A 22,793-nucleotide genomic window follows, 5' to 3' on the forward strand; every position below is an offset into this window, starting at 1 on the left:
CGCGACTACTTTACTTTCGGATTGCAAATCCGAAAGAGCACTGTTCATTGCAACTATAGCATATACTTAGCCTATATATCCAAAAAAATATAGAACTATACCCGAAATCGAACTATAGTTTTTAAATTTGGGAAATATATAGACTGTACATTATAAATTAGTTATACAACAATTTACATGGCTGGAGAAATTAGAGAGGCCCAACTGGCAACGCTGGAGCGCAAAAACGCTGAAGCATTACTTGGCGGTGGACAAGACAGAATAGATGCACAACATAAAAAAGGCAAACTAACCGCACGCGAGCGCATCCATTTGCTGATGGATGAAGGCTCTTTTGAAGAGATTGGCAAGTTTGTAATGCACCGCTCCAAAGACTTCGGCCTTGATAAACAGTATTACCTGGGCGATGGTGTAGTTACCGGTTATGGCACGATCAACGGCCGTTTGGTTTATGTTTTCTCGCAGGATTTCACGGTACTGGGTGGTTCGCTTTCTGAAACGCATGCCGAAAAGATCGTAAAGATAATGGACCTGGCGATGAAGAACGGCGCTCCTGTTATCGGTCTGAACGACTCGGGTGGTGCCCGTATACAGGAAGGCGTGGTTTCGCTGGGTGGTTATGCTGATATCTTTTACAAAAACACGCTTGCATCCGGTGTAATCCCGCAGCTTTCAGCGATTATGGGTCCATGCGCGGGTGGTGCGGTTTATTCTCCTGCCATCACCGACTTTATCATGATGGTGGAAGACACATCGTACATGTTCGTGACAGGGCCAAACGTGGTGAAGACAGTAACGCACGAGAACGTGACATCGGAAGAACTGGGCGGAGCCAGCACACACAGCACAAAAAGTGGTGTTACGCATTTCTCCTGCGCCAACGAAGTAGAGTGTATAAACTACCTTAAAAAACTGCTTAGCTATATCCCGCAGAACTGCGAGGAATTACCTCCTTCCCTGCCTTACGAAGCCGGACAAGATGAAACACGCTCTGTGCTGGATACTATAGTTCCGGAAAACCCGAACCAGCCTTACGATATCCGTGAAGTAATAGATGGTATTATTGATGCGGATTCTTTCTTTGAAGTACATAAGAATTTCGGTGATAACATTGTAGTTGGCTTTGCCCGTTTAGGTGGTCGCAGCATTGGTATAGTTGGTAACCAGCCTGCGGTACTGGCCGGTGTACTGGATATTAATGCCAGCACCAAAGCAGCCCGTTTCGTACGCTTCTGCGATAGCTTTAATGTTCCGCTTTTAGTGTTAGAAGATGTTCCGGGCTTCCTGCCAGGAACTGACCAGGAGTGGCGTGGCATTATTACGAACGGTGCCAAGTTACTTTATGCATTCTGCGAGGCTACTGTTCCGCGTATTACGGTAATTACCCGCAAGGCTTATGGCGGTGCTTACGACGTTATGAACTCCAAGCATATTGGCGCCGACATGAACTATGCATGGCCAACTGCGGAGATTGCGGTAATGGGTGCACAGGGTGCTGCTGAGATCATCTTTAAGCGTGAGATTGCAGAAGCTGAAGACCCGGCTGCTAAACTGGCTGAGAAAGTACAGGAATATAAAGACAAGTTTGCTACACCTTACCGTGCCGCGCACCGTGGTTTTATAGATGAAGTTATTCTTCCGTCTGAAACACGCACAAAATTGATTAAGGCCTTTAAGATGCTGGAAAACAAGGCAGTAACACTACCACGCAAAAAGCACGGCAATATTCCACTTTAATTTAATTATGAATTAAAAATTAGAAATTAGGAATGACGCGTATAAAAAATTCTGCAAACTCTGGTTTCTGTAATTTTTAATTTCTAATTTTTAATTTCTAACTGAAATTTATGCGACAAGAATCTTTCGACTTCCTGCAGAAATACCTGAATAACTCCTCTCCTACCGGTTTTGAGTCGGAAGGGCAGAAACTGTGGCTGGAATACCTGAAACCATATATTGACGATTATTTTGTAGATACTTATGGTACTGTAGTTGGCGTAATTAACCCCGAAGCAGACTATAAAGTAGTGATAGAAGCCCATGCTGATGAGATCTCATGGTTTGTAAACTACATTACCCCGGAAGGCTATATTTACCTGAAGCGTAATGGTGGTTCCGATGCCCTGATAGCGCCATCAAAAAGAGTGAATATCTATACAGCCAAAGGGATTGTGAAAGCTGTTTTCGGGTGGCCGGCCATACACGTACGCAAAGTAGAGCAGGACAAAGCGCCAACTATAGAAACTGTGTTTTTAGACTGTGGCGCTGCTAACCGCGAGGAAGTAGAGAAGATGGGCATACATGTAGGTTGCGTAGCTACTTTTGAAGACGAGTTCACCGTGATGAACGACCGCTATTATGTTGGTCGTGCGCTGGATAACCGTATCGGTGGCTTTATGATCGCTGAAGTTGCCCGCCTGATACAGGAGCGTAAGCACAAACTGCCTTTTGGTTTATACATTGTAAACTCGGTGCAGGAAGAAATTGGCCTGCGTGGTGCCGAGATGATCGCGCACCGCATTAAACCGGATGTAGCAATTATTACCGATGTTACCCACGACACGCAGTCGCCTATGTACGAGAAGAAGACAAGTGGTGATATCCATTGCGGTAAAGGTCCGGTTATAGCATATGGCCCTGCTGTGCAGAACAACCTGCGCGACCTGATCATCAACACAGCACAGGAAAAAGAGATACCATTCCAGCGTTCGGCGGTTTCACGTGCAACCGGCACCGATACCGATGCTTTTGCTTACTCTAATGCCGGCGTAGCTTCTGCCCTTATCTCTCTTCCGTTAAAGTATATGCACACCACTGTTGAGACCGTGCATAAAGATGACGTGGAGAATGTGATCAAGATGATCTACGAAACAATACTGAAGATAGAAGACAAGCAGGACTTCCGTTACCTGAAATAAGACATATACTTTTAGCCAAGTATAAAACCCCAGGGCCTCGCAAGAGCTTTGGGGTTTTGTTTTTTGCAGGAATAGTGTAACTTAAAGGTACAAAACCCTCTGCCCATGAAACGCTACCAATTCCTGCTCCTTATCTGGCTACCCTGGCTGGCCCTTATAGTTACAATTATAGTTCGTAAAGACTCCCCATTCCCGTGGGTATTCGCCATTAACACACTTATCCTGAATCTGATAACTATTAACATCCGTCGTAAACAAGTGGGGTTAACTCTTGCAGCAACTATAAAAGCGATGGTTCCGGGTTTAGGTTACCACGAGTGGAAACGCTTGTATTTTGCAAAACCATAAAGACTAAAACTATGAGCCGCTACCTTTTCTGGATTTTAATGGTGCTGCCCTGGATGGCGTTAACTATTTACATTACTTCACGTGAAGGTGTCGAGATCACCACGTTCATTTTTCTATCGCTGCTGGTTTACATCGTAACTATAGTTGAGTTCCGAAGAAGAACTATAGGCATGACAGGTTCAGATGTTCTGAAGTCCCTGGTTCCTTTTGTTGGGTTAAAGCAGCGCCATAAACTCTATTTTGCGAAACCGTAAGCAACTAAAGCATACTTATTACTCATTCATCATTATTCATTGATCTTCTCCGACCAGATGGGCCGCCAGGTTACGCTGCCAACTTTGCCGCAGCGTATCGTTTCTTTGGTGCCCTCACAAACAGAACTCCTTTTTGATTTAGGCTTAGGCGACCGTATAGTTGGCGTCACAAAATTTTGCATCCACCCAAAAGCTCAGGTAAAGACCAAAACTATAGTTGGCGGCACTAAAAATTTCAAGTTTGATGTAATAGATCAACTGCAACCTGACCTGATCATCGGGAACAAGGAGGAGAACTATAAAGAAGGCATAGAGCAACTACAGTCGAAGTACCCGGTCTGGATGAGCGATATCTATACGTTTGAAGACTCGCTGGAAATGATGCTGCAACTTGGCAACCTGACCGGCACTGAAACCAAAGCAACGGAACTGGCCCAAACTATAGCATCCGGATTTGAAAAACTACAGCCCGGAACCCCAACTATAAAAACAGCTTACTTTATATGGCGTGGGCCTTATATGGCGGTAGGTGGCAACAACTTTATAAACCATATCCTGCAGCGTTGCGGTTTTGAGAATGTATTTTCTGAGTTGGAACGCTATCCTGAGATCACGTCAGACCAACTACAACAAGCCAGGCCACAGCTTATACTTCTATCTTCAGAGCCTTATCCTTTTAAAGAAAAGCACATTGCAGAGTTCCAGGCAATATGCCCTCAAGCAAAAATAAAAGTAGTAGATGGCGAGATGTTCAGCTGGTACGGCAGCAGATTAGCGATGGCTCCAGCGTATTTGCAGCGAGTGATAGATGAAGTGAAATTATTCGACTAGTGCTAGCTTGTATCTCGTACTTTCAAACAACTGTCTAAACAATACGAGCTACTAGCTCGCACTGGCGCATTTACTTACTACTCATTCTGCATTATTTATTACACTAAACCCCACCTTCTCCAGATCCTGCCAAAATCCCGGATACGATTTGCGCACTACGTTAGGCTCCTGAATCTGTACGGTTTCCAACAAGGCAATTGGGGCGAAAGCCATGGCCATACGGTGGTCCTGGTAGGATCTGAAAGTAAGTTCGCGCTTAGTTAATATGGCAGGCTCCATTCGGAAAACGCCCGGTGTCATTTCGTTCAGCGACGTACCCATACCTAAAACCTCAATCTGTAAGGCCTGTATGCGGTCAGTTTCTTTTATACGCAGGCTTTCTAAACCTGTCATTTCCAGGGTTACACCAAGGGCGGCGCATAGAGCAACTACAGTTTGAGCAAGATCAGGGCAATGGCTGAAATCGAAAGCAACACGTTTTTCGCAGTGTTTTTTGCTGAGTGTGATGCCTGATGCTGTAAACTCGGTATAAACGCCAAGTCGGTTCATGATGTCAACGATAGCCTTATCGCCCTGGTACGAATCTTCTTTAAGACCAGGCAGCGTAATTTCCGCTTCCTTGGCCAATGCTACTATACTATACCAGTAACTGGCCGCCGACCAATCAGGCTCCACGGCAAAAGTGGCGGTTTTATAGTTTTGGTGCGGCACGACTATCGAGTTATCTTCAAACGTAGCCGACACTCCAAAATGCTCCATCAGTGACAGTGTCATTTCAATATAAGGCCGGCTCCCGATCTTTCCTTCCAGTTCCAATTCCAAACCATCAGGCAGCAACGGCGCGATCATCAGCAACGCAGAAATATACTGACTACTGATATCGCTGCGCACTTTCAGTTTATTGCTTCCATTGCCTTTAAAGCCTTTAATCTTAAGTGGCGGGTAACCTTCTTCCTGTAAGTAATCTATAGTTGCTCCTAATTCGCGCAGGGCTTCCACCAGAATTTTAATTGGCCTTTGGCACATGCGCTCGGTTCCGGTCAGGGTTTTCTGCTGGCCTGTTACGGCATAGTAAGCTGTCAGAAATCGCATTACCGTTCCGGCATCTTCGGCATCTATCGTTTCAGCATCACTTTTCAGCAGGCGCTGCAGTAGTTGGGTATCGTTAGCTTCGGAAAGGTTTTCTATAGTTGAATTTCCGCCAGCCAGAGCTGCTATGATCAACGCACGATTAGCCTCGCTCTTGGAAGCAGGCAGCTGTATAGTTCCGTGAAGTACACCGGTCGGGTGCGAGAGTGTAACGGTTTGTATCATAGCAAAGAGTAATAGCGCAGGGCTTCCTGTATTTCGGGTAAGGTAACTGGTTGGTCGTATACAGCACTACCTATACGTTGCAGCAGCGTGCAGTTTATAGTTGCGCCGGTATTCTTTTTGTCGTGCAAGGCCAGGCGGCTTAAGGCCTGGATGTCATCTTCGGTAAGCGGTACTTTTTCGTATACCGATACCAGGAATGTTTCGATCTTATCCAACGCATCTTTGGTCAGCAGATCTTTCTTAACAGACAGGTAGGCTTCGCAGAGCATACCAATGGCAATGGCTTCGCCGTGCAGCAGTTCGCGACCCGGTTTTTCCAGCATGTAACTTTCCACGGCATGGCCTATAGTATGGCCGAAATTCAGCACTTTGCGGTATCCGCCTTCCAGTGGGTCAACTTCTACCACCTTAGATTTTATAGCTACCGAATGCCGGATCAGCTCTTCCCAGTTCTCTGTAAAAAGCCCGATGTGGCGTTGTTCTTCAAACATTTCGGCATCAGCGATCAGCCAGTGCTTTATGATTTCAGCGTAACCGGATTTTATCTCCCGCTGAGGCAATGTCTGCAAAAAATCAGGATAGATAAAAACAGCAACCGGCTCTTTATAAACCCCAATATGGTTCTTTAGTCCCTTGAAATCAACTCCTGTTTTACCGCCCACACTGGCATCGACCTGCGACAGTAATGTGGTTGGCACCTGCACAAAGTAGCTTCCGCGCTTAAACAAAGCTGCACAAAAACCGCCCATATCCCCTATCACTCCGCCACCTAAATTTACCAGCACCGACCAACGGTCCAGGTTAAGCTCCGTCATGCGTTGCCAGATGTACTCGCAGGTCTGCAGTGTTTTATGGGCTTCGCCGCTTTGTATTTGTATAAGATGGTGCTCCGGTAAGTACGGCTTAACCAGCGGGTAGCAGTGCGCCAGTGTATTCTCATCAACCAGCACAGCTACTTTACTGAACGCTTTATTATGTAACAGGTCTTGCAGCTCGTGAAGGGCATCTTGACCGATATATACAGTATTCATGTTCTGTGTTTGTTTTTGCCCAGGCACATTTGCAGAGCATGTATTAATTATCTGCCCTAAGCGTAATAAGATTCAATAAGTATTATTTACCTGCAGCTATTACAAAGATACGTGTTGCAGAGGCCACAAAACAATGAATTTCCTCAAGGCCGAACTTCTGGTACCAAACTTTTTTAAGCATAAACGAAACAATAGAGTTAGCAGAAAACTATAACCCTACAAATCAACGCTTTACCAAAACACAAAACAGCTCCACCCAAATAATACACCTAACTATAAACGGATATACTATGAGCATCTGGCACACAAAATCTACGGATGAGGTTCTTAAAAGTCTAGGTACTTCAGCAAACGGACTTAGCGGAACCGAGGCCAGCGAGCGGCTGAAAAAGTATGGCCACAACGAACTGCAGGAACGCGCAGGTAAAGGCCCGTTACGGATGCTATGGGAACAGTTTACGCAAACCATGGTACTTATTCTGATCGTAGCCGCTATTATCTCTGCTCTTCTGGGTAAGGATATCGAAACGATAGCCATACTTGCCATAGTGGTGCTGTTTGGAGTGCTGGGTTTTGTACAGGAATACCGCGCCGAAAAAGCGATGGCTGCCCTGAAACGGATGGTAGTGCCCACTGTAAAAGCCCGCCGCAACGGAAAAGTTCAGGAGCTTTCGGCAAGAGAGCTGGTGCCCGGCGATGTGGTGCTGTTGGAAGCCGGTAACGTAGTACCAGCCGATATGCGCGTGCTGGAGAGCGCTAACCTGCGTGTGCAGGAAGCAGCGCTTACTGGTGAATCGGAAGCAGTTGAAAAAGAAACTGACAGGTTCGAAAGCGAAGACCTGCCCCTCGGTGACCGCAAAAACATGGTTTACCTGGGTACTAACGTGGCCTACGGACGTGGCATGGCAGTAGTAACAGGCACTGGCATGCAAACAGAGCTCGGCAAAATAGCTGATCTGTTACAGGAAGTAGAAGCCAAGCAAACACCACTGCAAAAGAAGCTGGACCAGCTGGGCAAATTACTGGCTATACTTGGTTTTGTGGCAGCAGCGCTCATGCTGGGCATCGGGGTGCTGATAGGAGAACCTTTGGAAGATATGTTCCTGACTGCAGTAAGTTTAGCGGTTGCCGTTGTACCCGAAGGACTTCCGGCTGTAGTTACCATTACACTGGCTATTGGCGCACAACGTATGCTTAAACGGCATGCCCTGATGCGCAAACTTCCGGCCGTTGAAACACTGGGTTCTGTTACCATTATCTGCTCCGACAAAACGGGTACGCTCACCGAAAACCGGATGACAGTGACTTCTATTAGCTTACCCGATGAACAAATCGATTTTACAGGTAACGGAAGTGTACAAGTACCTGAAAAAGCTGCGCTAGCCCTAACTATAGGTATGCTCTGCAACGACAGCATCATAAAATCGGATAATGAAAACGAGCCACAGGTGATAGGCGACCCTACAGAAGGAGCATTACTATTAGCTGCAAACCGGGCTGGATATGAGAAAGAGGCACTGGAGCAACACCTGCCGCGCGTACACGAAGAACCTTTCGACTCTACCCGCAAACGCATGACCACTGTACATAAGATACCAGCCGGTGGATTTGATCTTCCAGAACTTAATCATTTGGCAAAAGCATCTTATATTTCCTGCACTAAAGGTGCAGTAGACAGCCTGCTTAAAATTTCGGACCAGGTATGGGTAGCTGGACGGGCTGAACAAATGACAGCAGCATGGCATGAACAGTTGCTGGAAGTAAACAACCAGCTCGCACAGAATGGTATGCGGGTACTGGGCATTGCATTTCGTGAATTGCAGGAACCCAACAACCATGGCAAACCGCTGGAAGAGAAACTGATCTTTGTGGGCATGATGGGCATTATTGATCCGCCCCGGGCTGCTGTTAAATCGGCGGTAGCAACCTGCCGTACTGCAGGTATCCGACCTATTATGATTACCGGCGACCACCCGCTTACAGCTGCTGCCATTGCCAAAGAACTGCACATAACCGATAACCCCGAAGCCATAACTGGGGAAATGCTGAATAACATGTCAGAAACAGAGCTGGAAGAAGCAGTAGGAAGGGTATCCATTTATGCACGGGTATCGCCGGAGGATAAATTGCGGATCGTGGAAATGCTGCAGAAAAAAGGCGATGTAGTAGCCATGACCGGAGATGGCGTGAACGACTCTCCTGCCCTGAAAACAGCGAATATAGGCGTGGCAATGGGTATAACTGGTACTGATGTGGCAAAGGAAGCATCTGACATGGTGTTGCTGGATGATAACTTTGCGACCATTGTAGCCGCCGTGGAAGAAGGCCGCGTGATCTACGATAATCTTATCCGGTTTGTTAAGTTCTCGTTGGGTGGTAACTTGGGGAAAGTGCTGGTAATGCTATGTGCGCCGCTATTAGGTATAAATATAGCTTTAACACCGTTACAACTGCTCTGGCTAAACCTGCTTACTGATGGTTTGATGGGACTTGGGCTTGGAACCGAACCTGCTGAAGCTGATACCATGAAACGTCCGCCTCGCTCACCTGAACAGTCTGTACTCACCCGAAAGGATCTGATACATGTTTCCTGGTCTGGCATTTTGATCGCCACCATTACGCTAGGTATGGGTGCATTCTATTTTGACCCGACTAACATGCAGGATACCCGCTGGCAAACTATGATCTTTGCTACACTTGGCTTTACGCAGATTGGGCATGCACTTGGCTTAAGAGCTTACGGGCACTCTGTATTCTCGCTTAAATCAAACCCTTTAATTTTAGTGATGGCAGCCCTGACTTTCCTGCTGCAGATAGCTGCTATTTATGTTCCATTCCTGGATAAGTTCTTCGGATTAACCCCATTAAGCCTGCAAGAGTTGGGGCTTGCTGTTGGGGCAGGCTTTGTTACACTAACAGCAGTACTGATAGAAACTTATTTGAGCAAGAAAAGAAGCGCCAGCTTGTAATAACTATAACCTAGAATATAAAAGAGAAGCCTGAAAAGCTTCTCTTTTATATTCTACAGTTCTCTTTTCATTATTTCCGTCTGCATGCGTATAGATTCCACGTGGATCAGGCGGTATAGTTCGGCTACGAAATCGGGGTTCATGCCCAGCTCTTTTGCCCATTGCGGTCGGCTCCGGAATATTTCTTTCCAGCGGCTTATCTGTAAGATCTGTACGTTGTTCTGCTTTTTATAGTAACCTATCTGTTCTACCAGTTCCATGCGCCGGGCAAGTGCTCTCAGTATTTGCTGGTCGCCCTCGTCTATCTGCAAACGCAGTTTCTCGGCCCGGTTAATCAGCTCCTGGTCGTCGTAAGTAGTTTTACGCACCTGTAGTTTCGATAAAATATCCTGCAATCCGGCCGGCGTCACTTGTTGTTCTGGGTCGCTTAGAGCGTTATCGGGGTCAGGGTGCGACTCCAGCATGATGCCATCGTAACCTAGGTCCAAGGCTTTCTGGGCAACAGGCAGCAACAGCTCGCGGTTACCGGAAATATGGCTTGGGTCAACTATAAGCGGCAAACTTCTGAACTTCGATTTCAGCTCTATCGGTATCTGCCACCAGGGCACGTTACGGTACTTCGATTTTTCGTAGCTTGAGAAACCACGGTGTATGGCTGCTACATCTGTAATGCCGGCATTATATACACGCTCTAAGGCACCGATCCACAACGCCAGGTCAGGGTTTACAGGGTTCTTTACCATCACAGGCACATTGGTACCTTTAAGCGCATCGGCAATCTCCTGCACAGCAAATGGGTTTACAGTGGTGCGGGCGCCAATCCAAAGTACATCAATTCCCTGTTTCAGGGCTTCTTCTACGTGGTGGGCAGTAGCCACTTCGGTACTCACAAGCATGCCCAATTCACGTTTAACACGGCCCAGCCATTGCAAGCCCTTCAAACCAATACCTTCAAAAGAATTCGGCCGTGAGCGCGGCTTCCAGATACCAGCCCGGAAAATATCCACCTTCTGTTCGCGCAGGGCAAGGGCTGTCTGCATTACCTGCTCTTCGGTTTCGGCGCTGCAAGGGCCGGCTATAATAACAGGCCGTTGCTCCGCGCCGGTCAGTTTCCTGAAAAAACTATCTTCTTCTTTGAACTTCATCTGTAAAAAAATTCTTACCACAAAGGTAGTGCAAATAGCGCAGCAAAGTATAATTACAGGTTTAAAAGCCCGCTGCTGTACAGTTTACAACTATAAATCTTACCAAAAAACAAGTTGATAACTATAGATGTTGCACTATCTTTGCGCAGCATTACTTTTATACTTCATGAACCCTGTTTCAAACGTATCTTTCGACGACACTGCCGTCGCTTTTTCATCTAAATCAGATGCCGAACTATACAAGATGTTCCTGCTGTTCAAGACCATGAACAACAACACCCTGGTAAAGTTTGGCGGCAAGCTTTTAAACACAGCCATTAACCTGCACCTGCCGGTTAGTTTCATCATAAAGCCAACTGTTTTCAGCCATTTTTGTGGCGGTGAAACGATAGAAGAATCTGAAAGAGCCATTAAACAGCTCAACGCCTATAACATCGGAACTATACTGGATTATTCGGTAGAAGGCGAAGGTAACGAAAAGAGCTTTGATGCAACCATGAACGAGCTTTTGAGAACTGTAGAAAAGGCACGTGGCAATAAGGCAATTCCGTTCTCGGTGTTTAAAGTTACCGGCCTTGTTGATATTAAACTACTGGAAAAAGTACAGGCAGGCACCACCTTAACCGAAGCCGAAAAAGCTGCTTTTGCCCGTGGCCGCGATCGCGTAAACGCTATCTGTAAAAGATGTTACGAAGCTGATGTGCGCGTATTTATAGATGCTGAAGAAAGCTGGATTCAGGAACCGATCGATAACCTGACCTACGAAATGATGGAGCTCTACAACAAAGAGAAAACCATTGTTTACAACACTTACCAACTATACCGCCACGACCGCCTTGATGTTTTGAAGCGCGACTTTGAAAATGCAGTAGCTAAAAATTACTACCTTGGTGCCAAACTGGTGCGCGGTGCCTACATGGAAAAAGAAGCCAAGCGCGCTTCCGAAATGAGCTACCCGAACCCGATAAACCCAAGCAAGCAGGCCACCGATGATCTGTTTAATAATGCCCTCCGCTTTTGCGTGGAGAATATTGACCGAATTGCTTTCTGTAACGGCACGCACAACGAAGCCAGCTGCTACTTGCTCATGGAGCTAATGGACAAACACAACATTGCCCGAGACGATGAGCGTGTGTACTTTGCCCAGCTATTTGGCATGAGCGATAACCTGTCGTATAACCTGGCTAATGCAGGTTACAATGTAGCCAAGTATGTGCCTTATGGCCCCGTTAGGGAAGTAATGCCGTACCTGCTGCGCCGCGCCAACGAGAATACAGCCATCGCCGGCCAGAGCAGCCGCGAGTTTACGCTGATAAATAAAGAAATGCAGCGCCGGAAGAACGCTAAAAAGTAAACTATAAAAAAATGCCCTGCTATAGTTAACAGGGCATTTTTTATAGTTGCTTTAAAAATAAGAAGTCCTCTGCACCTTAGTACAGAGGACTTCTTATGTGTTTTTAGAACTATAAGTGTTATCCTAAAGTTCTGAAGTTAATTACTGAACTACAGTAGTAGAGTCAGTAGTAGTTGTAGTTGAAGTAGTATCTACAGTTGTACCAGTAGTATCGATTGTAGTCTCTTCAATTGTAGTTTCTTCGATAGTAGTTTCTTCAGTTTCAGTAGTAGCTGGCTCAGTGTTGCAAGCTGTGAAAGATACAAGAGCGAAAGCTACAACGGCGAATTTGAATAAATTTTTCATTTTGTGTTTGTAATTAAGTGTTTTGGTTTCGATTTTGAAGTTCATACCAGAAAAGCACAGAGGTAACCCGCCTCAGAGAAAAAAAATAAAAATATTTTTCAGTGGGTTACTATAACCACAAAACAGTATTAAAACCAGAGCGGAATGAAGAAAGGTTTGTATGAGACGGATGAGGCGATCATAGAGGGTATCCGGTTCGGCGACGACCGGGCACTGGCACATCTGTACAAACTCCACTTCCCGATGATCTCTCATTTTATTCTCAATAACAGCGGCACCGACGACGAGGCCAAGGACGTTTACCAGGAAGGCGTTATCGTTTTTTACGAAAAGATAAAGTCAGACAGTTTGGAGCTTACCTGCCAGATAAAGACATACCTCTACTCGGTGTGCCGCAGACTCTGGCTAAAAAAGCTTGCCGAAAAAGGCCGCTTCGCCACTAAAATGGACGATGCAGAGAACTACCTGACATTAGAGGACGATGTGCCGCAGCAGGAAGAAAATGAGCGAAGATTCGGGGTGATGGAAGATGCCATGAACCAACTGGGCGAACCCTGCAAAACGCTTCTGGAAGATTACTACATCCGGATGCAGAACATGCAGGACATAACCGAGAGATTTGGTTACACCAACACCGACACCGCTAAAAACCAGAAATACAAATGCCTGCAGCGCCTGAAGAAATTATTCTTTACCGCTTACCAGGCTGAAGTATAGTTCTGGCTACAGACCGAAATTAATACGCCTGTGAAGGCATAAGTATAGCGCAGAGATGGAATACCTGATGTACGAACAAATAGAGCGGTACCTGGCCGGCAAAATGGTTGCTGATGAAAAAGCAGCTTTTGAGGCGTTACTGCAAACTGACTTAAGGTTAGCCGAGCGATTAAAAGAACACCGCACCCTGCTCAACTCCATGCAGCAGTATGGCCAGCGCCAGGAACTTCGCCGCAAATTAAACGCCATCCATAACGAGCTGGAAACAGAAAAAACGACTCAAGGCACCATACCACTTTGGGGTGAGTTCTGGAAACGCCATGCACAAACTATGGCCGTAGCTGCCAGCGTATCGCTACTCTCCGTTTTCGGAACACTGTGGAGTGTGCAGCAAATGAAAGAGCCTGTAAAACAGCAGACAGCCCATTATGTTGAGCTTCGCAGGGAGGTTGACAAACTGAAGAAAGCGCAGACTGCCATTATAAAAGACATTAACAGTACGGCAAAGCCTGCCCCTCGCCCGGCAAGTGTTAGCGGCACCGGTTTTGCACTTAGTGCCAACGGTTACCTGGTTACCAGCTCACACGTTGTGGAAGGTGCCGATTCTATCATGATCGAGAATACATCCGGGGCAAAATATAAAGTAAGCGAAGTTTACCGCGATCAGGTACACGACCTGTCTATACTTAAAGTTGAAGATCCGGGGTTTGCGGGCTTCAGTAAACTGCCTTACACGTTTAAAACTACTGAGTCTGACCTGGGTGAAATGGTTTACACCTTAGGTTACCCACGCGAAGACATCGTTTTTGGGGAAGGGTCTTTGAGCTCCACTTCAGGATACCAGGGCGACACGACAGCTTACCAGATATCTATTCCGCTTAACCCGGGTAACAGCGGCGGCCCGCTTTTAGATGATAAAGGCAACCTGATCGGGGTGATCAGCGGGAAGCAGGCAGGTCAGGAAGGTGCGGCATTTGCCATTAAGTCGGCGTACCTACTGCAGCTTATCAGCGAACTACCTTTAGCTACCACTTTATCACCGGTTTCGTTGCCTAAAGCAAACACGCTTGCCGGTAACAGCAGACCACAGCAGCTCAAAAAGTTGAAAGATTTTGTTTTTGTGGTTAAGGTCTATAATTAACAGGTTAACCTACCAAATAACTTAGCGAACGGCCCGTGCATTGTAATTTGCACAGGCCGTTCGCTTTTGTATATCTAACATTTTAGCCTGACAGCAGTTTAAGAAGTACTGAAAACATCAGAAATCGGGAATTAAATAATATGTGAGGCTATGAAAAACAAGATGTTAAGTCAGGTAGCTGCTGTAGTTACAGCATCGCTGCTACTGTTTGGCTGTGCCAGCTCTGAAAACATAGATGATACTGACAATACAACTATAAGCCAGACACAGACAATGGAAGGTGATGCCGCAGAAGGAAAACGCGGCGCTGAGATAAACTATAACGACATGTTTGAGGAACTTGGCAATACCCGGCAGTTTGACATCCTGGCACTTGCCAACTCAAACCAGAACCTGACCACTTTTGTAACCTTAACCGAGAAAGCCGAAATAACTGATGTTCTCAAATCAAACGGGCCTTTTACAGTATTTATTCCCACCAACGCCGCATTCGATCATCTAAGCAAAAAAGAATTGAATGAACTGCTTGAACCTGAAAACAAGGTAAAACTGATAAAGATCTTACAGGCACACATCCTGCCAAATAAGGTTTATGCTACAGATTTCAGAGACGCACAACGTATTAAAACCTCGGACAATAAGGTAATTAATGTGGAGGTAAGTACAGACAAAACTGTAACTATAGGCGGCGCAAAAATCGTAAAACCTAATGTAGAGGTTTCGAATGGTGTCGTACACATAGTAGATGACGTCATCACCGCCAGTGAAATCGGAGGTTAAACCATTCGCGAACTAAGCCAACTATAGCTACTATACTATAAGCTGATTATCAGCAGAACATCCTAAGCCTGACGGCCACCATCACCCTAAAACATACTAATAAGTATTTTGCCTTAAAGGCAAATAGTTAGTAACCCGCCGGCTATTATACCGGCAGAAAATAATTGTTCAATTTAATTAATGACAAACTATGAAAATGATAAAAGTAAAGTCTTTTGCAGCAATAGTACTTGCATCGGCAGCATTTTATGGCTGCGCCAGCTCTAACGACGGAATGGATAATACAACTGCAAGCGATGTTAGCATGAGCGAAACGCAAACTATGGCAGGAGATACTGATGATGCCGATGCAGTTGTAGTTACCGAAGAAGTAGTAGCTGTAACACCAATTGCTACTATCCCGATCGCAGCACTTTCGCTTGAAAATACAGAGGAAATTGACAACATGTTTGACAATGTAGCAAACACAGAGAGCCATAGTCTGATAGATCTTGCAAAGCAAAGCCCTAACCTGTCTACATTTGTACAGTTGATGGAAACTGCCGGCCTGACTGATGACCTTAAAGCCGATGGCTCATATACGTTGTTCGCACCTACAAACGAAGCTTTCTCTAAAGTTTCGCAGGAAGACCTCGAGAACCTGCTGCTTCCTCAGAATAAAGCCAAACTATCTGAAATACTGATGGTGCACATACTGCCAAACGAAGTAGGCTCAACCTCATTTAATGAAACACAGCGTATTTCGCTTGACAAGGACAGATATATACCGGTAACAACACAACTAGGCGGCAAGCAGATAGCTGTAGGTGGTGCCAACATTATAGTTTCCGACGTTGAAGCTTCTAATGGTGTAATACATGTTGTAGATAATGTGATAATACCGAGCAAAGTTGCTATGGAAGATGACTTCCGCTAGACTTTAATTCAGGACATAAAATACACAAGCCCTTCGTTAACCCGGGGGCTTTTGTGTTTTATAACTACCTGCTCAACTATAGAAAAAACACTTAATCAACTATACCTATGAAATACAAAATTATCCACTCTGTTTTTATGCTGCTGATAGCTACATTTCTGTTTGCAGGCTGCGCCAGTTCAGACAGTACAACCCAGGAAACAACTACTGATACAACTATAGACTCTCAGCCTGCTACAGCAGCAGAAACTGATGTGCTGCCTGAAGATACAGTTGATACAAACATCTCGGCAAACAACCAGCTCGGGAGCAGAATGAACCTGGTGGCGCTTATCAGGCAAAATCCAAACCTGTCTACATTATCTGAGCTTATCAGGAACGCAGACATGGTTGTAGCATTAGAAAGCCCGGGTACTTATACGTTTTTTGCTCCTACCAACGAGGCCTTTGCGGCGCTACCACAGGGCACGCTGGAAGTTCTGAAACAGCCACTTAATAAATTTGAACTCACGGAACTCTTACAGTCGCATATACTACCAAACCGGGTTACTGCAGCTGAAATGAAAGATAAAATGGCACTTAAGACAACGCAGGGCGAAGAAATAATTGTGCAGTTGAGTGGGCAGAAAATAACAGTAGGTGGCGCCAATGTAACAGCCACAGATGTAGAGGCTTCAAACGGTATTATTCATGTAATTGATAAGGTACTGATACCACCCAAAAAGTAAGCTCAAAAATTGCATTTTGGGTTCCGGTAATTCTGTTTCCTGGAAGCAGTTCCGTAACTAAAAACAGGTTACCCCGTTATTATAAACCACAGCAAAATGTAACTATTACAGATTGCTGCTTTATAAAACCGAATAGAAAACTAATAAAGCTATGATGAACAAAACAGAAAAAGCGGGCATGATGACAGCCATGTTCCGTGACAGAGAAAGTGCAGAGCGTGCATTTAACGAATTACGAGCACGCGGTTATGATAAAGATGATATTAACGTGGTGATGTCTGACGACGCAAGAAAAAGACACTTCAAAAATGAAGATGCTGACGACACCACAGAACTAGGTAACAAATCTCTGGAAGGTGCCGGCGCAGGTTCTGCTATTGGTGGTACACTTGGTGCCATAGTTGGTGCAATTGCTGCCATCGGTACATCTATCGCTATTCCTGGTTTAGGCCTTGTAGTAGCTGGTCCGTTAGCGGCTGGTCTGGCTGGTGCCGGAGCCGGTGGTTTAACTGGTGGCCTTTTAGGTGCTTTAGTTGGAGCAGGTATTCCTGAAGAACGCGCTAAAGTTTACGAAACTGGGATTAAGGAAGGTAATATCGTGCTTGGCTTTAAGCCTCACAGCTCAGAAGATGCCCGTTATTTTGAGGAGCATTTCCAGAAGCATCGTGGAGAGCACATCTATTACTAACACTTTGTTATAGATCTAATTACAGAAAACGCCTGGCACAAGCCAGGCGTTTTCTGTTTTATAGTAACCTATAGTTGCTTAGCTAAACTATAGGTTACTACTCTTTTCTTAATTCATCTCAAGTCATCTTTTTACATTTAAATCTGGTTGCCGAAAAACTTAACTTGGCGGTTATAGATTTCTGCTTTATATTGCAATTCCAGATTATTACACCCTTTCCTTTCGGCGCTAGCAACTATGTATAAACTCGAGCACATCCTGATAATTGATGATGATCAGATCAATAACCTGTTCTCACAGATTATTCTGGAAGATGCTAATGTTTGCAACATGGTTTCGGTGTGCCAGAGTACTGTAGAGGCCCTGGAATTGCTACGCAGCATGAACGGCAACCCGGATGCCACTTTTCCGGACCTGATATTGCTGGATATTAATATGCCTGAGCTGGATGGCTTCGATTTCCTGGAGCGTTACCACATATTGGGCTACAACAATCAGTACAACACCGCTATTTCCATGTTCAGCACATCAAACGACCCGATGCATAAAGAGCGTGTAAAACATTTCAGCTCTGTTATCGGGTTTATAGAAAAGCCGCTTTCCATGGCTTCGCTCCAGAACATACTGGCCCAGCAGATATAAGTCCTTAGTAAACAATTTGCTATAGTTTCGTATGCAACTAGGTAAACCATATACTTTACCTAACACATAAACTATGAAACGCATACTCACCGCCGCCTTTTTAATGGCCGCTGTTACATTTGTATCCTGCACACCTGACAAGAAAACTGAAGAAGCAGAAGTTGCAGAAACCACCACCGACGAACAAACCGCAACTGTAGCCTCAGACTCTACTATAACAGATGACAAAAAAGAGCTGATGCAAACTATAGCCAGGCATACAATGCTGCAACAGGAAATGAGTAAACTGGCCGCCCAGAAAGCAACTACAGACGAGGTGAAGCAACATGCACAGAAAATGCAGCAACTCCACGCCAGCAAACTCACCGAACTACAGGAACTGGCACAAACCTACAATGTAACCCTGGATACTACCCTGCAGGATAATCAGCAGAAACATATCACAGAGTTAAATGAAAAGCAGAATGTAGAGTTTGATAAAGCCTATTGGGAAAAGGTGACCGATGCACAGAAAGAAACGATACAGGAGTACGAAGATGTGCTGAAAGATATTACTTCGGCTGATGCCACTGCCTTCGGTATATGGGCACGTACTTCCGAAAAAGAATTACGGGCGCAGTACGAAGAAGCACTTGCTTTGCAGCTGGCTTTAAAGAACCGGACCTAAACTATAGTTTAAAGTATTTCAGAGGAGCTCTTTGAGTATAGCCCAGGTATGTTTTGCCAGTAGCTTTTGCCCTTCCGCATTAGGGTGCACGCCATCCGGCAGGTTTAAATGCCGCATACCGGCCACTCCTTCCAGCAAAAACGGCACAAACGATACATTATTCTGAATAGCCAATTCCCGGAACAACACTCTGAACTCAGCCGCATAGCGCCCCGGGACAATATCCGGAATCTCCATGCCCGACAGGATGATCTTAACATCGGGCCAGGTACGTTTGGCTTTGTCCAGCATTTCCTGCAGGTTTATAGTTGTTTCGCGGGTAGGTATGCCGCGCAGTCCATCGTTAGCACCAAGGGCAAGCACAAAAATAGCTACCTCCTGGTGCAGCCATTTGTCCAGCCGGTGCACGCCACTGGCCGTTGTGTCGCCGCTAAGGCCGGCATTAACTACGTTGTAGTTTGTAAAGCCCTCTTGCTGTAGCTTCTCTTTTATCAGGCTTGGGTAAGCCTGCGAGGCTGGCAAACCATACCCGGCAGTTAAACTGTCTCCAAAAAACAGGATATTCTTCATGCGGTGCCTTAACTATAGTTGTAACGATTTATTAAAAAAAAAAGCGAAGGGTCACCGAACCGGCAACCCCTCGCTTTTTAACTTATAGAACTAAAATTAATCTACTGAGTTTTTCATTTGCTTCAGGTGCTCGCAGGTAGCCAGGCTGGCCTGTTTTTGCTTTTCTACCATCTGCACCACTTCCTGTGGCAATTCACCACGGTGCTCCAGGGCATCGTTATAAGCTTTCTGAGCCCACTCTTCGCCGTATAAGTTCGACTCTATAATGGCCTCTTCGTCTTTACCGGTAATGCCGGATTTTACATCCATCCAGCCTCTGTAAAGTTTGCCTTTTATCGTGGTGTCGCGCTGTGTTTCGCCGCCTACACGGCTCAGGGAACTGTTCAGTTCGTTAGAGAACTGCTGACTCTGGCTAACCAGTTCATTATAATATGCCTTGTGGGTCGGATCTTTAGTTTCCTTAGCGGCAGTTTTATAGCCCTCAATTCTGTCGTTCACGAACTGAGTTAACTCATTTAATACTTCCGATGTTCTTTCATTCATGTTTTTCATAGCTTTCATTTTGATTGTTTATTTCAAAACGAAAAAAAACCACTTTCAGTTATAAGAAACATACTTAAGCTACGTATGTTACCTATTAAACTATAGCAACTTTATATGCCTGCAGGAACTCATTTGTGAAAAGATAACTTTTTATAGTACATTACACTTTATAGCTGTAAACTGACACAAGACTTGCGGCACTACTTTTGCATATATTCTGAAGTACAACTAACTTAACTAAATGCTATCCTTGACAACCAGACTAAAAATAATGTTATCGGTATTTGCAGTTATACTGCTGACGGCATCATTTATTTTTTACCGCTCTAACTCAACTCCGGAGGGTAAAGATGAGATACTGTTAAAAGTACTGATGCAGGGCCTGAATACCGGCCACTTCCAACCCGAGAAGGTAGATGATGCTTTTTCTAAAAAGGCATTTAAACTATACCTCGATCGCCTTGACTATAACAAAAAATTCTTACTGAGTTCTGATGTAGCCAAGCTTCGCAAATACGAAACCGCTATTGATGACCAGTTGCGCCAGGGCAGCTACGAATTTTTCGATCTGTCTGCCGGTTTAATAGACCAGCGTGTAAAAGAATCGCAGGCATACTATAAAGAGATACTGGCCAAGCCTTTTGATTTCACCAAGGATGAAACTATAGAACTTGATGGTGAAAAACTGGCCTATGCGAAAGACAAGAACGAGCTGAAAGAAGCATGGCGCAAGCAACTGAAGTACCAGACACTGGTGCGCCTGGCCGATATGCAGAAAGAGCAGGAACAGGCTAAAGAGAAGGGTGAGAAGAAAGAAGCCCGCACAGTGGAGCAGATGGAAACAGAAGCCCGCAAGAAGATACTTGACCTGTACGATGACCTGTACGAACGCCTTAACCGTGTTACTCTCGATGACCGCCGTTCTACGTACATCAATGCTATTGCTAATGTTTATGACCCACATACCGGTTACTTTCCGCCTAAAGCCAAATCTGACTTTGATATAGAGTTTACCGGCCGCCTGGAAGGTATCGGAGCGTCGCTTCAGGAAAAAGATGGCCAGATAAGAGTTGCTGAAATTGTACCGGGTAGCCCATCTTACATGCAGGGTGATCTGAAGCCTGGCGATGTGATACAAAAAGTAGCGCAGGGTGCTAAAGAGCCAGTAATTGTAGAAGGCATGCGCCTGGATGATGCCATACAGCTGATTCGTGGCAAAAAAGGTACTGAAGTAAGGCTTACCGTTAAAAAGCCGGATGGCTCAACAAAGCTTATACCGATCGTGCGTGATGTGATCGTTTTTGAAGAAACATATGCCCAATCAGCGTTGATAGATGGCAAAGACAAGATCGGTTACATTAAACTACCTGGTTTTTATGCTGACTTTGAAAACAAAGGCGGCCCTAACAGTGGCGAAGATGTTAAGCGTGAAGTAGAAAAATTAAAAGCTGCCGGCATGCAGGGCCTTGTGCTTGACCTGCGTAACAATGGCGGTGGCTCGCTTAGCGATGCCGTAGAAATGGCTGGTCTGTTCATTCCGCAGGGCCCTATTGTTCAGGTTAAAGATGCGCGTGGCAAATCTATAGTTTTGGATGACCGTGACCCGCAGGTGCAGTATGCCGGCCCGCTTGTAATACTTGTAAATGCCAACAGTGCGTCTGCTTCCGAGATTCTGGCTGCTGCCATGCAGGACTATAAGCGTGCTGTAATTGTTGGTAGCCCTACCTATGGCAAAGGCACCGTGCAACAGTTCTTCGAACTTGACCAGGCATTGCCAGCTCAGTTCGACTCTTTCAAACCATTTGGCGCTCTTAAACTTACTACCCAGAAGTTTTACCGTGTAAATGGTGGCACTACGCAGCTGCGTGGTGTTACACCAGACGTTATTTTACCTGATGTGTATGCTTACCTGGAGTTCGGTGAAAAAGAGCAGGATTATCCGCTTGAATTTGATGAGATCAAGCCTGCCAACTATAAGCCATGGACAAACAGCAACATAAACCTGAGCGCAGTAAAAGAGCATAGCCAGAACCGTATCAATTCGAACAAGAGCTTCAAGCTGATCGAAGAAAGTGCAGCTCGCCTCAAGAAGCAGTCTGATAACACAGTTCGCTCTCTGGCCCTGACTAAGTATATGGAAGAAGAAAAGCGTGCTGAAGCAGAAGCAAAACGCTACGAAGCCGCTCAGAAAGAAGTTCCTGTACTAACCGTAAACAGATTACCTGAAGACCTGAAAGCTCTTGGAACCGACACTGCAAAAGTTGCGCGTAACAAGGAGTTTTTAAAGAGCCTGAAGCAGGATATTTACCTGGAAGAAGCGGTAGAGATCATTTCAAAAGATTTGAAGTAATATAGCATTGATTTTATGGTTTAAGAGCCGGTTAGCATTAACCGGCTCTTTTTGTTTTACACTTCTGGTAGTTATAGTTTGATGAGTTTATGGGAAAGATTTTTAAAACTTTCTGCCTGTCATCATAATCAAAGTCGATGGAATATAACTTGTGGTACAGTTTTTTATTGTCATCCCGAGCGAAGCCGAGGGATCGTTTGAAACTCTACTTTTCGAACCAAGCTATCCTTTCAAATCTCTTTCAATCCTGGGAGCTTTACTTACCAATCGTTTCAATCAGGCTTCGGTGCCCTCACGGCCGGGAGGCCCCATCTTCGGGCATCGCGCTGTGCGAATCTCTTTTGCTCCTTCGTCGCAATGCCTGCGGCACCAGATATTCACAAGGCGCTCAACCCAAAGACTGTGATCTTTCGCATAGCACCAGCTTTTCTATAGTTAGAACCGGTAAGCTTCGAGTTTTATCGAGGCTATAGTTTCGTAGGGACAGGTCGCGACCTGTCCGTGGGATAGGTTAGAATTATAAAATTATAGCTTAAAAATTG

The 22,793-nt window shown here is 45.4% G+C and carries 22 protein-coding genes; 16 read left to right on the forward strand and 6 right to left on the reverse strand.

Going from position 1 to position 22,793, the window contains the following annotated elements; all coding sequences use genetic code 11:
- Positions 1–177: 177 nt before the first annotated feature.
- The 5 genes from ABS362_RS02410 (at position 178) to ABS362_RS02430 (ending at position 4,351) form a co-directional block, all read left to right on the forward strand.
- Positions 178–1,737 carry an acyl-CoA carboxylase subunit beta gene (locus tag ABS362_RS02410; RefSeq protein WP_350410683.1) on the forward strand — a complete coding sequence of 520 codons (1,560 nt, stop codon included), beginning with the start codon at positions 178–180 and terminating at the stop codon, positions 1,735–1,737.
- Between the two features lie 110 nt (positions 1,738–1,847).
- Positions 1,848–2,918 carry a M42 family metallopeptidase gene (locus ABS362_RS02415; protein ID WP_350410684.1) on the forward strand — a complete coding sequence of 357 codons (1,071 nt, stop codon included), beginning with the start codon at positions 1,848–1,850 and terminating at the stop codon, positions 2,916–2,918.
- Positions 2,919–3,023: 105 nt separating this feature from the next.
- The gene (locus ABS362_RS02420) at positions 3,024–3,266 is read left to right on the forward strand and encodes a hypothetical protein (protein WP_350410686.1); all 243 of its coding nucleotides are present in this window, start codon (positions 3,024–3,026) and stop codon (positions 3,264–3,266) included.
- 11 nt (positions 3,267–3,277) lie between these two features.
- A complete protein-coding gene (locus ABS362_RS02425; protein ID WP_350410688.1) occupies positions 3,278–3,520 on the forward strand; it encodes a hypothetical protein in 243 nt (80 codons plus the stop codon).
- A 57-nt stretch (positions 3,521–3,577) separates the two neighbouring features.
- Positions 3,578–4,351 carry an ABC transporter substrate-binding protein gene (locus ABS362_RS02430; protein WP_350410902.1) on the forward strand — a complete coding sequence of 258 codons (774 nt, stop codon included), beginning with the start codon at positions 3,578–3,580 and terminating at the stop codon, positions 4,349–4,351.
- Positions 4,352–4,432: 81 nt separating this feature from the next.
- Here ABS362_RS02430 and ABS362_RS02435 read toward each other — a convergent pair whose 3' ends face one another.
- Positions 4,433–5,665 (reverse strand): 3-phosphoshikimate 1-carboxyvinyltransferase, encoded by a 1,233-nt coding sequence (locus ABS362_RS02435; RefSeq protein ID WP_350410689.1) that lies wholly within the window; start codon positions 5,663–5,665, stop codon positions 4,433–4,435.
- A complete protein-coding gene (aroB, locus tag ABS362_RS02440; RefSeq protein WP_350410690.1) occupies positions 5,662–6,696 on the reverse strand; it encodes a 3-dehydroquinate synthase in 1,035 nt (344 codons plus the stop codon). The genes ABS362_RS02435 and aroB overlap by 4 nt, the downstream gene beginning before the upstream one ends.
- 290 nt (positions 6,697–6,986) lie before the next feature.
- On the opposite strand from aroB, the gene ABS362_RS02445 reads away from it, so the two are divergent.
- Positions 6,987–9,665, forward strand: a complete 2,679-nt coding sequence (locus tag ABS362_RS02445) for a cation-translocating P-type ATPase (RefSeq protein ID WP_350410691.1) — start codon at positions 6,987–6,989, stop codon at positions 9,663–9,665.
- 53 nt (positions 9,666–9,718) lie between these two features.
- Here ABS362_RS02445 and ABS362_RS02450 read toward each other — a convergent pair whose 3' ends face one another.
- Entirely contained in the window at positions 9,719–10,810 is a 1,092-nt protein-coding gene (locus ABS362_RS02450) for a chorismate mutase (protein WP_350410692.1), read from the reverse strand.
- A 166-nt stretch (positions 10,811–10,976) separates the two neighbouring features.
- On the opposite strand from ABS362_RS02450, the gene ABS362_RS02455 reads away from it, so the two are divergent.
- Positions 10,977–12,164, forward strand: coding sequence for a proline dehydrogenase family protein (locus ABS362_RS02455; RefSeq protein ID WP_350410693.1), 1,188 nt, complete (start codon positions 10,977–10,979; stop codon positions 12,162–12,164).
- Positions 12,165–12,305: 141 nt separating this feature from the next.
- Here ABS362_RS02455 and ABS362_RS02460 read toward each other — a convergent pair whose 3' ends face one another.
- Positions 12,306–12,509, reverse strand: coding sequence for a hypothetical protein (locus ABS362_RS02460; RefSeq protein ID WP_350410694.1), 204 nt, complete (start codon positions 12,507–12,509; stop codon positions 12,306–12,308).
- A 144-nt stretch (positions 12,510–12,653) separates the two neighbouring features.
- Between ABS362_RS02460 and ABS362_RS02465 the strand changes: the two genes are divergently transcribed.
- The 8 genes from ABS362_RS02465 to ABS362_RS02500 all read left to right on the forward strand — a co-directional run bounded on the left by ABS362_RS02465 (position 12,654) and on the right by ABS362_RS02500 (position 18,788).
- Complete coding sequence (locus ABS362_RS02465) at positions 12,654–13,226, forward strand: RNA polymerase sigma factor (protein ID WP_350410695.1); 573 nt, start codon at positions 12,654–12,656, stop codon at positions 13,224–13,226.
- 55 nt (positions 13,227–13,281) lie between these two features.
- A complete protein-coding gene (locus ABS362_RS02470) occupies positions 13,282–14,367 on the forward strand; it encodes a S1C family serine protease (RefSeq protein ID WP_350410696.1) in 1,086 nt (361 codons plus the stop codon).
- Between the two features lie 150 nt (positions 14,368–14,517).
- A complete protein-coding gene (locus ABS362_RS02475; protein WP_350410697.1) occupies positions 14,518–15,147 on the forward strand; it encodes a fasciclin domain-containing protein in 630 nt (209 codons plus the stop codon).
- Positions 15,148–15,337: 190 nt separating this feature from the next.
- The gene (locus ABS362_RS02480; RefSeq protein ID WP_350410699.1) at positions 15,338–16,063 is read left to right on the forward strand and encodes a fasciclin domain-containing protein; all 726 of its coding nucleotides are present in this window, start codon (positions 15,338–15,340) and stop codon (positions 16,061–16,063) included.
- A gap of 107 nt (positions 16,064–16,170) precedes the next feature.
- The gene (locus tag ABS362_RS02485) at positions 16,171–16,791 is read left to right on the forward strand and encodes a fasciclin domain-containing protein (RefSeq protein WP_350410700.1); all 621 of its coding nucleotides are present in this window, start codon (positions 16,171–16,173) and stop codon (positions 16,789–16,791) included.
- A gap of 154 nt (positions 16,792–16,945) precedes the next feature.
- A complete protein-coding gene (locus tag ABS362_RS02490; RefSeq protein WP_350410903.1) occupies positions 16,946–17,479 on the forward strand; it encodes a hypothetical protein in 534 nt (177 codons plus the stop codon).
- A gap of 237 nt (positions 17,480–17,716) precedes the next feature.
- Positions 17,717–18,121 carry a response regulator gene (locus ABS362_RS02495; RefSeq protein WP_350410701.1) on the forward strand — a complete coding sequence of 135 codons (405 nt, stop codon included), beginning with the start codon at positions 17,717–17,719 and terminating at the stop codon, positions 18,119–18,121.
- Between the two features lie 73 nt (positions 18,122–18,194).
- Positions 18,195–18,788 (forward strand): DUF4142 domain-containing protein, encoded by a 594-nt coding sequence (locus ABS362_RS02500; protein WP_350410703.1) that lies wholly within the window; start codon positions 18,195–18,197, stop codon positions 18,786–18,788.
- Between the two features lie 18 nt (positions 18,789–18,806).
- Here ABS362_RS02500 and ABS362_RS02505 read toward each other — a convergent pair whose 3' ends face one another.
- Entirely contained in the window at positions 18,807–19,358 is a 552-nt protein-coding gene (locus tag ABS362_RS02505; protein WP_350410704.1) for an arylesterase, read from the reverse strand.
- Positions 19,359–19,454: 96 nt separating this feature from the next.
- Entirely contained in the window at positions 19,455–19,910 is a 456-nt protein-coding gene (locus ABS362_RS02510) for a ferritin-like domain-containing protein (protein ID WP_350410705.1), read from the reverse strand.
- A 262-nt stretch (positions 19,911–20,172) separates the two neighbouring features.
- Here ABS362_RS02510 and ABS362_RS02515 point away from each other — a divergent pair, with 262 nt between their 5' ends.
- A complete protein-coding gene (locus tag ABS362_RS02515) occupies positions 20,173–22,251 on the forward strand; it encodes a carboxy terminal-processing peptidase (protein ID WP_350410706.1) in 2,079 nt (692 codons plus the stop codon).
- Positions 22,252–22,793: the final 542 nt, after the last annotated feature.

This window comes from Pontibacter populi (assembly GCF_040278685.1).
GTDB lineage: Bacteria > Bacteroidota > Bacteroidia > Cytophagales > Hymenobacteraceae > Pontibacter > Pontibacter populi.

What these genes read in the sequence shown, in the direction of transcription:
- ABS362_RS02410 (WP_350410683.1), top strand. Translation starts at nt 178, where the DNA reads ATGGCTGGAGAAATTAGAGAGGCCCAACTGGCAACGCTGGAGCGCAAA.
- ABS362_RS02415 (WP_350410684.1), top strand. Translation starts at nt 1,848, where the DNA reads ATGCGACAAGAATCTTTCGACTTCCTGCAGAAATACCTGAATAACTCC.
- ABS362_RS02420 (WP_350410686.1), top strand. Translation starts at nt 3,024, where the DNA reads ATGAAACGCTACCAATTCCTGCTCCTTATCTGGCTACCCTGGCTGGCC.
- ABS362_RS02425 (WP_350410688.1), top strand. Translation starts at nt 3,278, where the DNA reads ATGAGCCGCTACCTTTTCTGGATTTTAATGGTGCTGCCCTGGATGGCG.
- ABS362_RS02430 (WP_350410902.1), top strand. Translation starts at nt 3,578, where the DNA reads ATGGGCCGCCAGGTTACGCTGCCAACTTTGCCGCAGCGTATCGTTTCT.
- ABS362_RS02435 (WP_350410689.1), bottom strand. Translation starts at nt 5,665, where the DNA reads ATGATACAAACCGTTACACTCTCGCACCCGACCGGTGTACTTCACGGA.
- aroB (WP_350410690.1), bottom strand. Translation starts at nt 6,696, where the DNA reads ATGAATACTGTATATATCGGTCAAGATGCCCTTCACGAGCTGCAAGAC.
- ABS362_RS02445 (WP_350410691.1), top strand. Translation starts at nt 6,987, where the DNA reads ATGAGCATCTGGCACACAAAATCTACGGATGAGGTTCTTAAAAGTCTA.
- ABS362_RS02450 (WP_350410692.1), bottom strand. Translation starts at nt 10,810, where the DNA reads ATGAAGTTCAAAGAAGAAGATAGTTTTTTCAGGAAACTGACCGGCGCG.
- ABS362_RS02455 (WP_350410693.1), top strand. Translation starts at nt 10,977, where the DNA reads ATGAACCCTGTTTCAAACGTATCTTTCGACGACACTGCCGTCGCTTTT.
- ABS362_RS02460 (WP_350410694.1), bottom strand. Translation starts at nt 12,509, where the DNA reads ATGAAAAATTTATTCAAATTCGCCGTTGTAGCTTTCGCTCTTGTATCT.
- ABS362_RS02465 (WP_350410695.1), top strand. Translation starts at nt 12,654, where the DNA reads ATGAAGAAAGGTTTGTATGAGACGGATGAGGCGATCATAGAGGGTATC.
- ABS362_RS02470 (WP_350410696.1), top strand. Translation starts at nt 13,282, where the DNA reads ATGGAATACCTGATGTACGAACAAATAGAGCGGTACCTGGCCGGCAAA.
- ABS362_RS02475 (WP_350410697.1), top strand. Translation starts at nt 14,518, where the DNA reads ATGAAAAACAAGATGTTAAGTCAGGTAGCTGCTGTAGTTACAGCATCG.
- ABS362_RS02480 (WP_350410699.1), top strand. Translation starts at nt 15,338, where the DNA reads ATGAAAATGATAAAAGTAAAGTCTTTTGCAGCAATAGTACTTGCATCG.
- ABS362_RS02485 (WP_350410700.1), top strand. Translation starts at nt 16,171, where the DNA reads ATGAAATACAAAATTATCCACTCTGTTTTTATGCTGCTGATAGCTACA.
- ABS362_RS02490 (WP_350410903.1), top strand. Translation starts at nt 16,946, where the DNA reads ATGAACAAAACAGAAAAAGCGGGCATGATGACAGCCATGTTCCGTGAC.
- ABS362_RS02495 (WP_350410701.1), top strand. Translation starts at nt 17,717, where the DNA reads ATGTATAAACTCGAGCACATCCTGATAATTGATGATGATCAGATCAAT.
- ABS362_RS02500 (WP_350410703.1), top strand. Translation starts at nt 18,195, where the DNA reads ATGAAACGCATACTCACCGCCGCCTTTTTAATGGCCGCTGTTACATTT.
- ABS362_RS02505 (WP_350410704.1), bottom strand. Translation starts at nt 19,358, where the DNA reads ATGAAGAATATCCTGTTTTTTGGAGACAGTTTAACTGCCGGGTATGGT.
- ABS362_RS02510 (WP_350410705.1), bottom strand. Translation starts at nt 19,910, where the DNA reads ATGAAAAACATGAATGAAAGAACATCGGAAGTATTAAATGAGTTAACT.
- ABS362_RS02515 (WP_350410706.1), top strand. Translation starts at nt 20,173, where the DNA reads ATGTTATCGGTATTTGCAGTTATACTGCTGACGGCATCATTTATTTTT.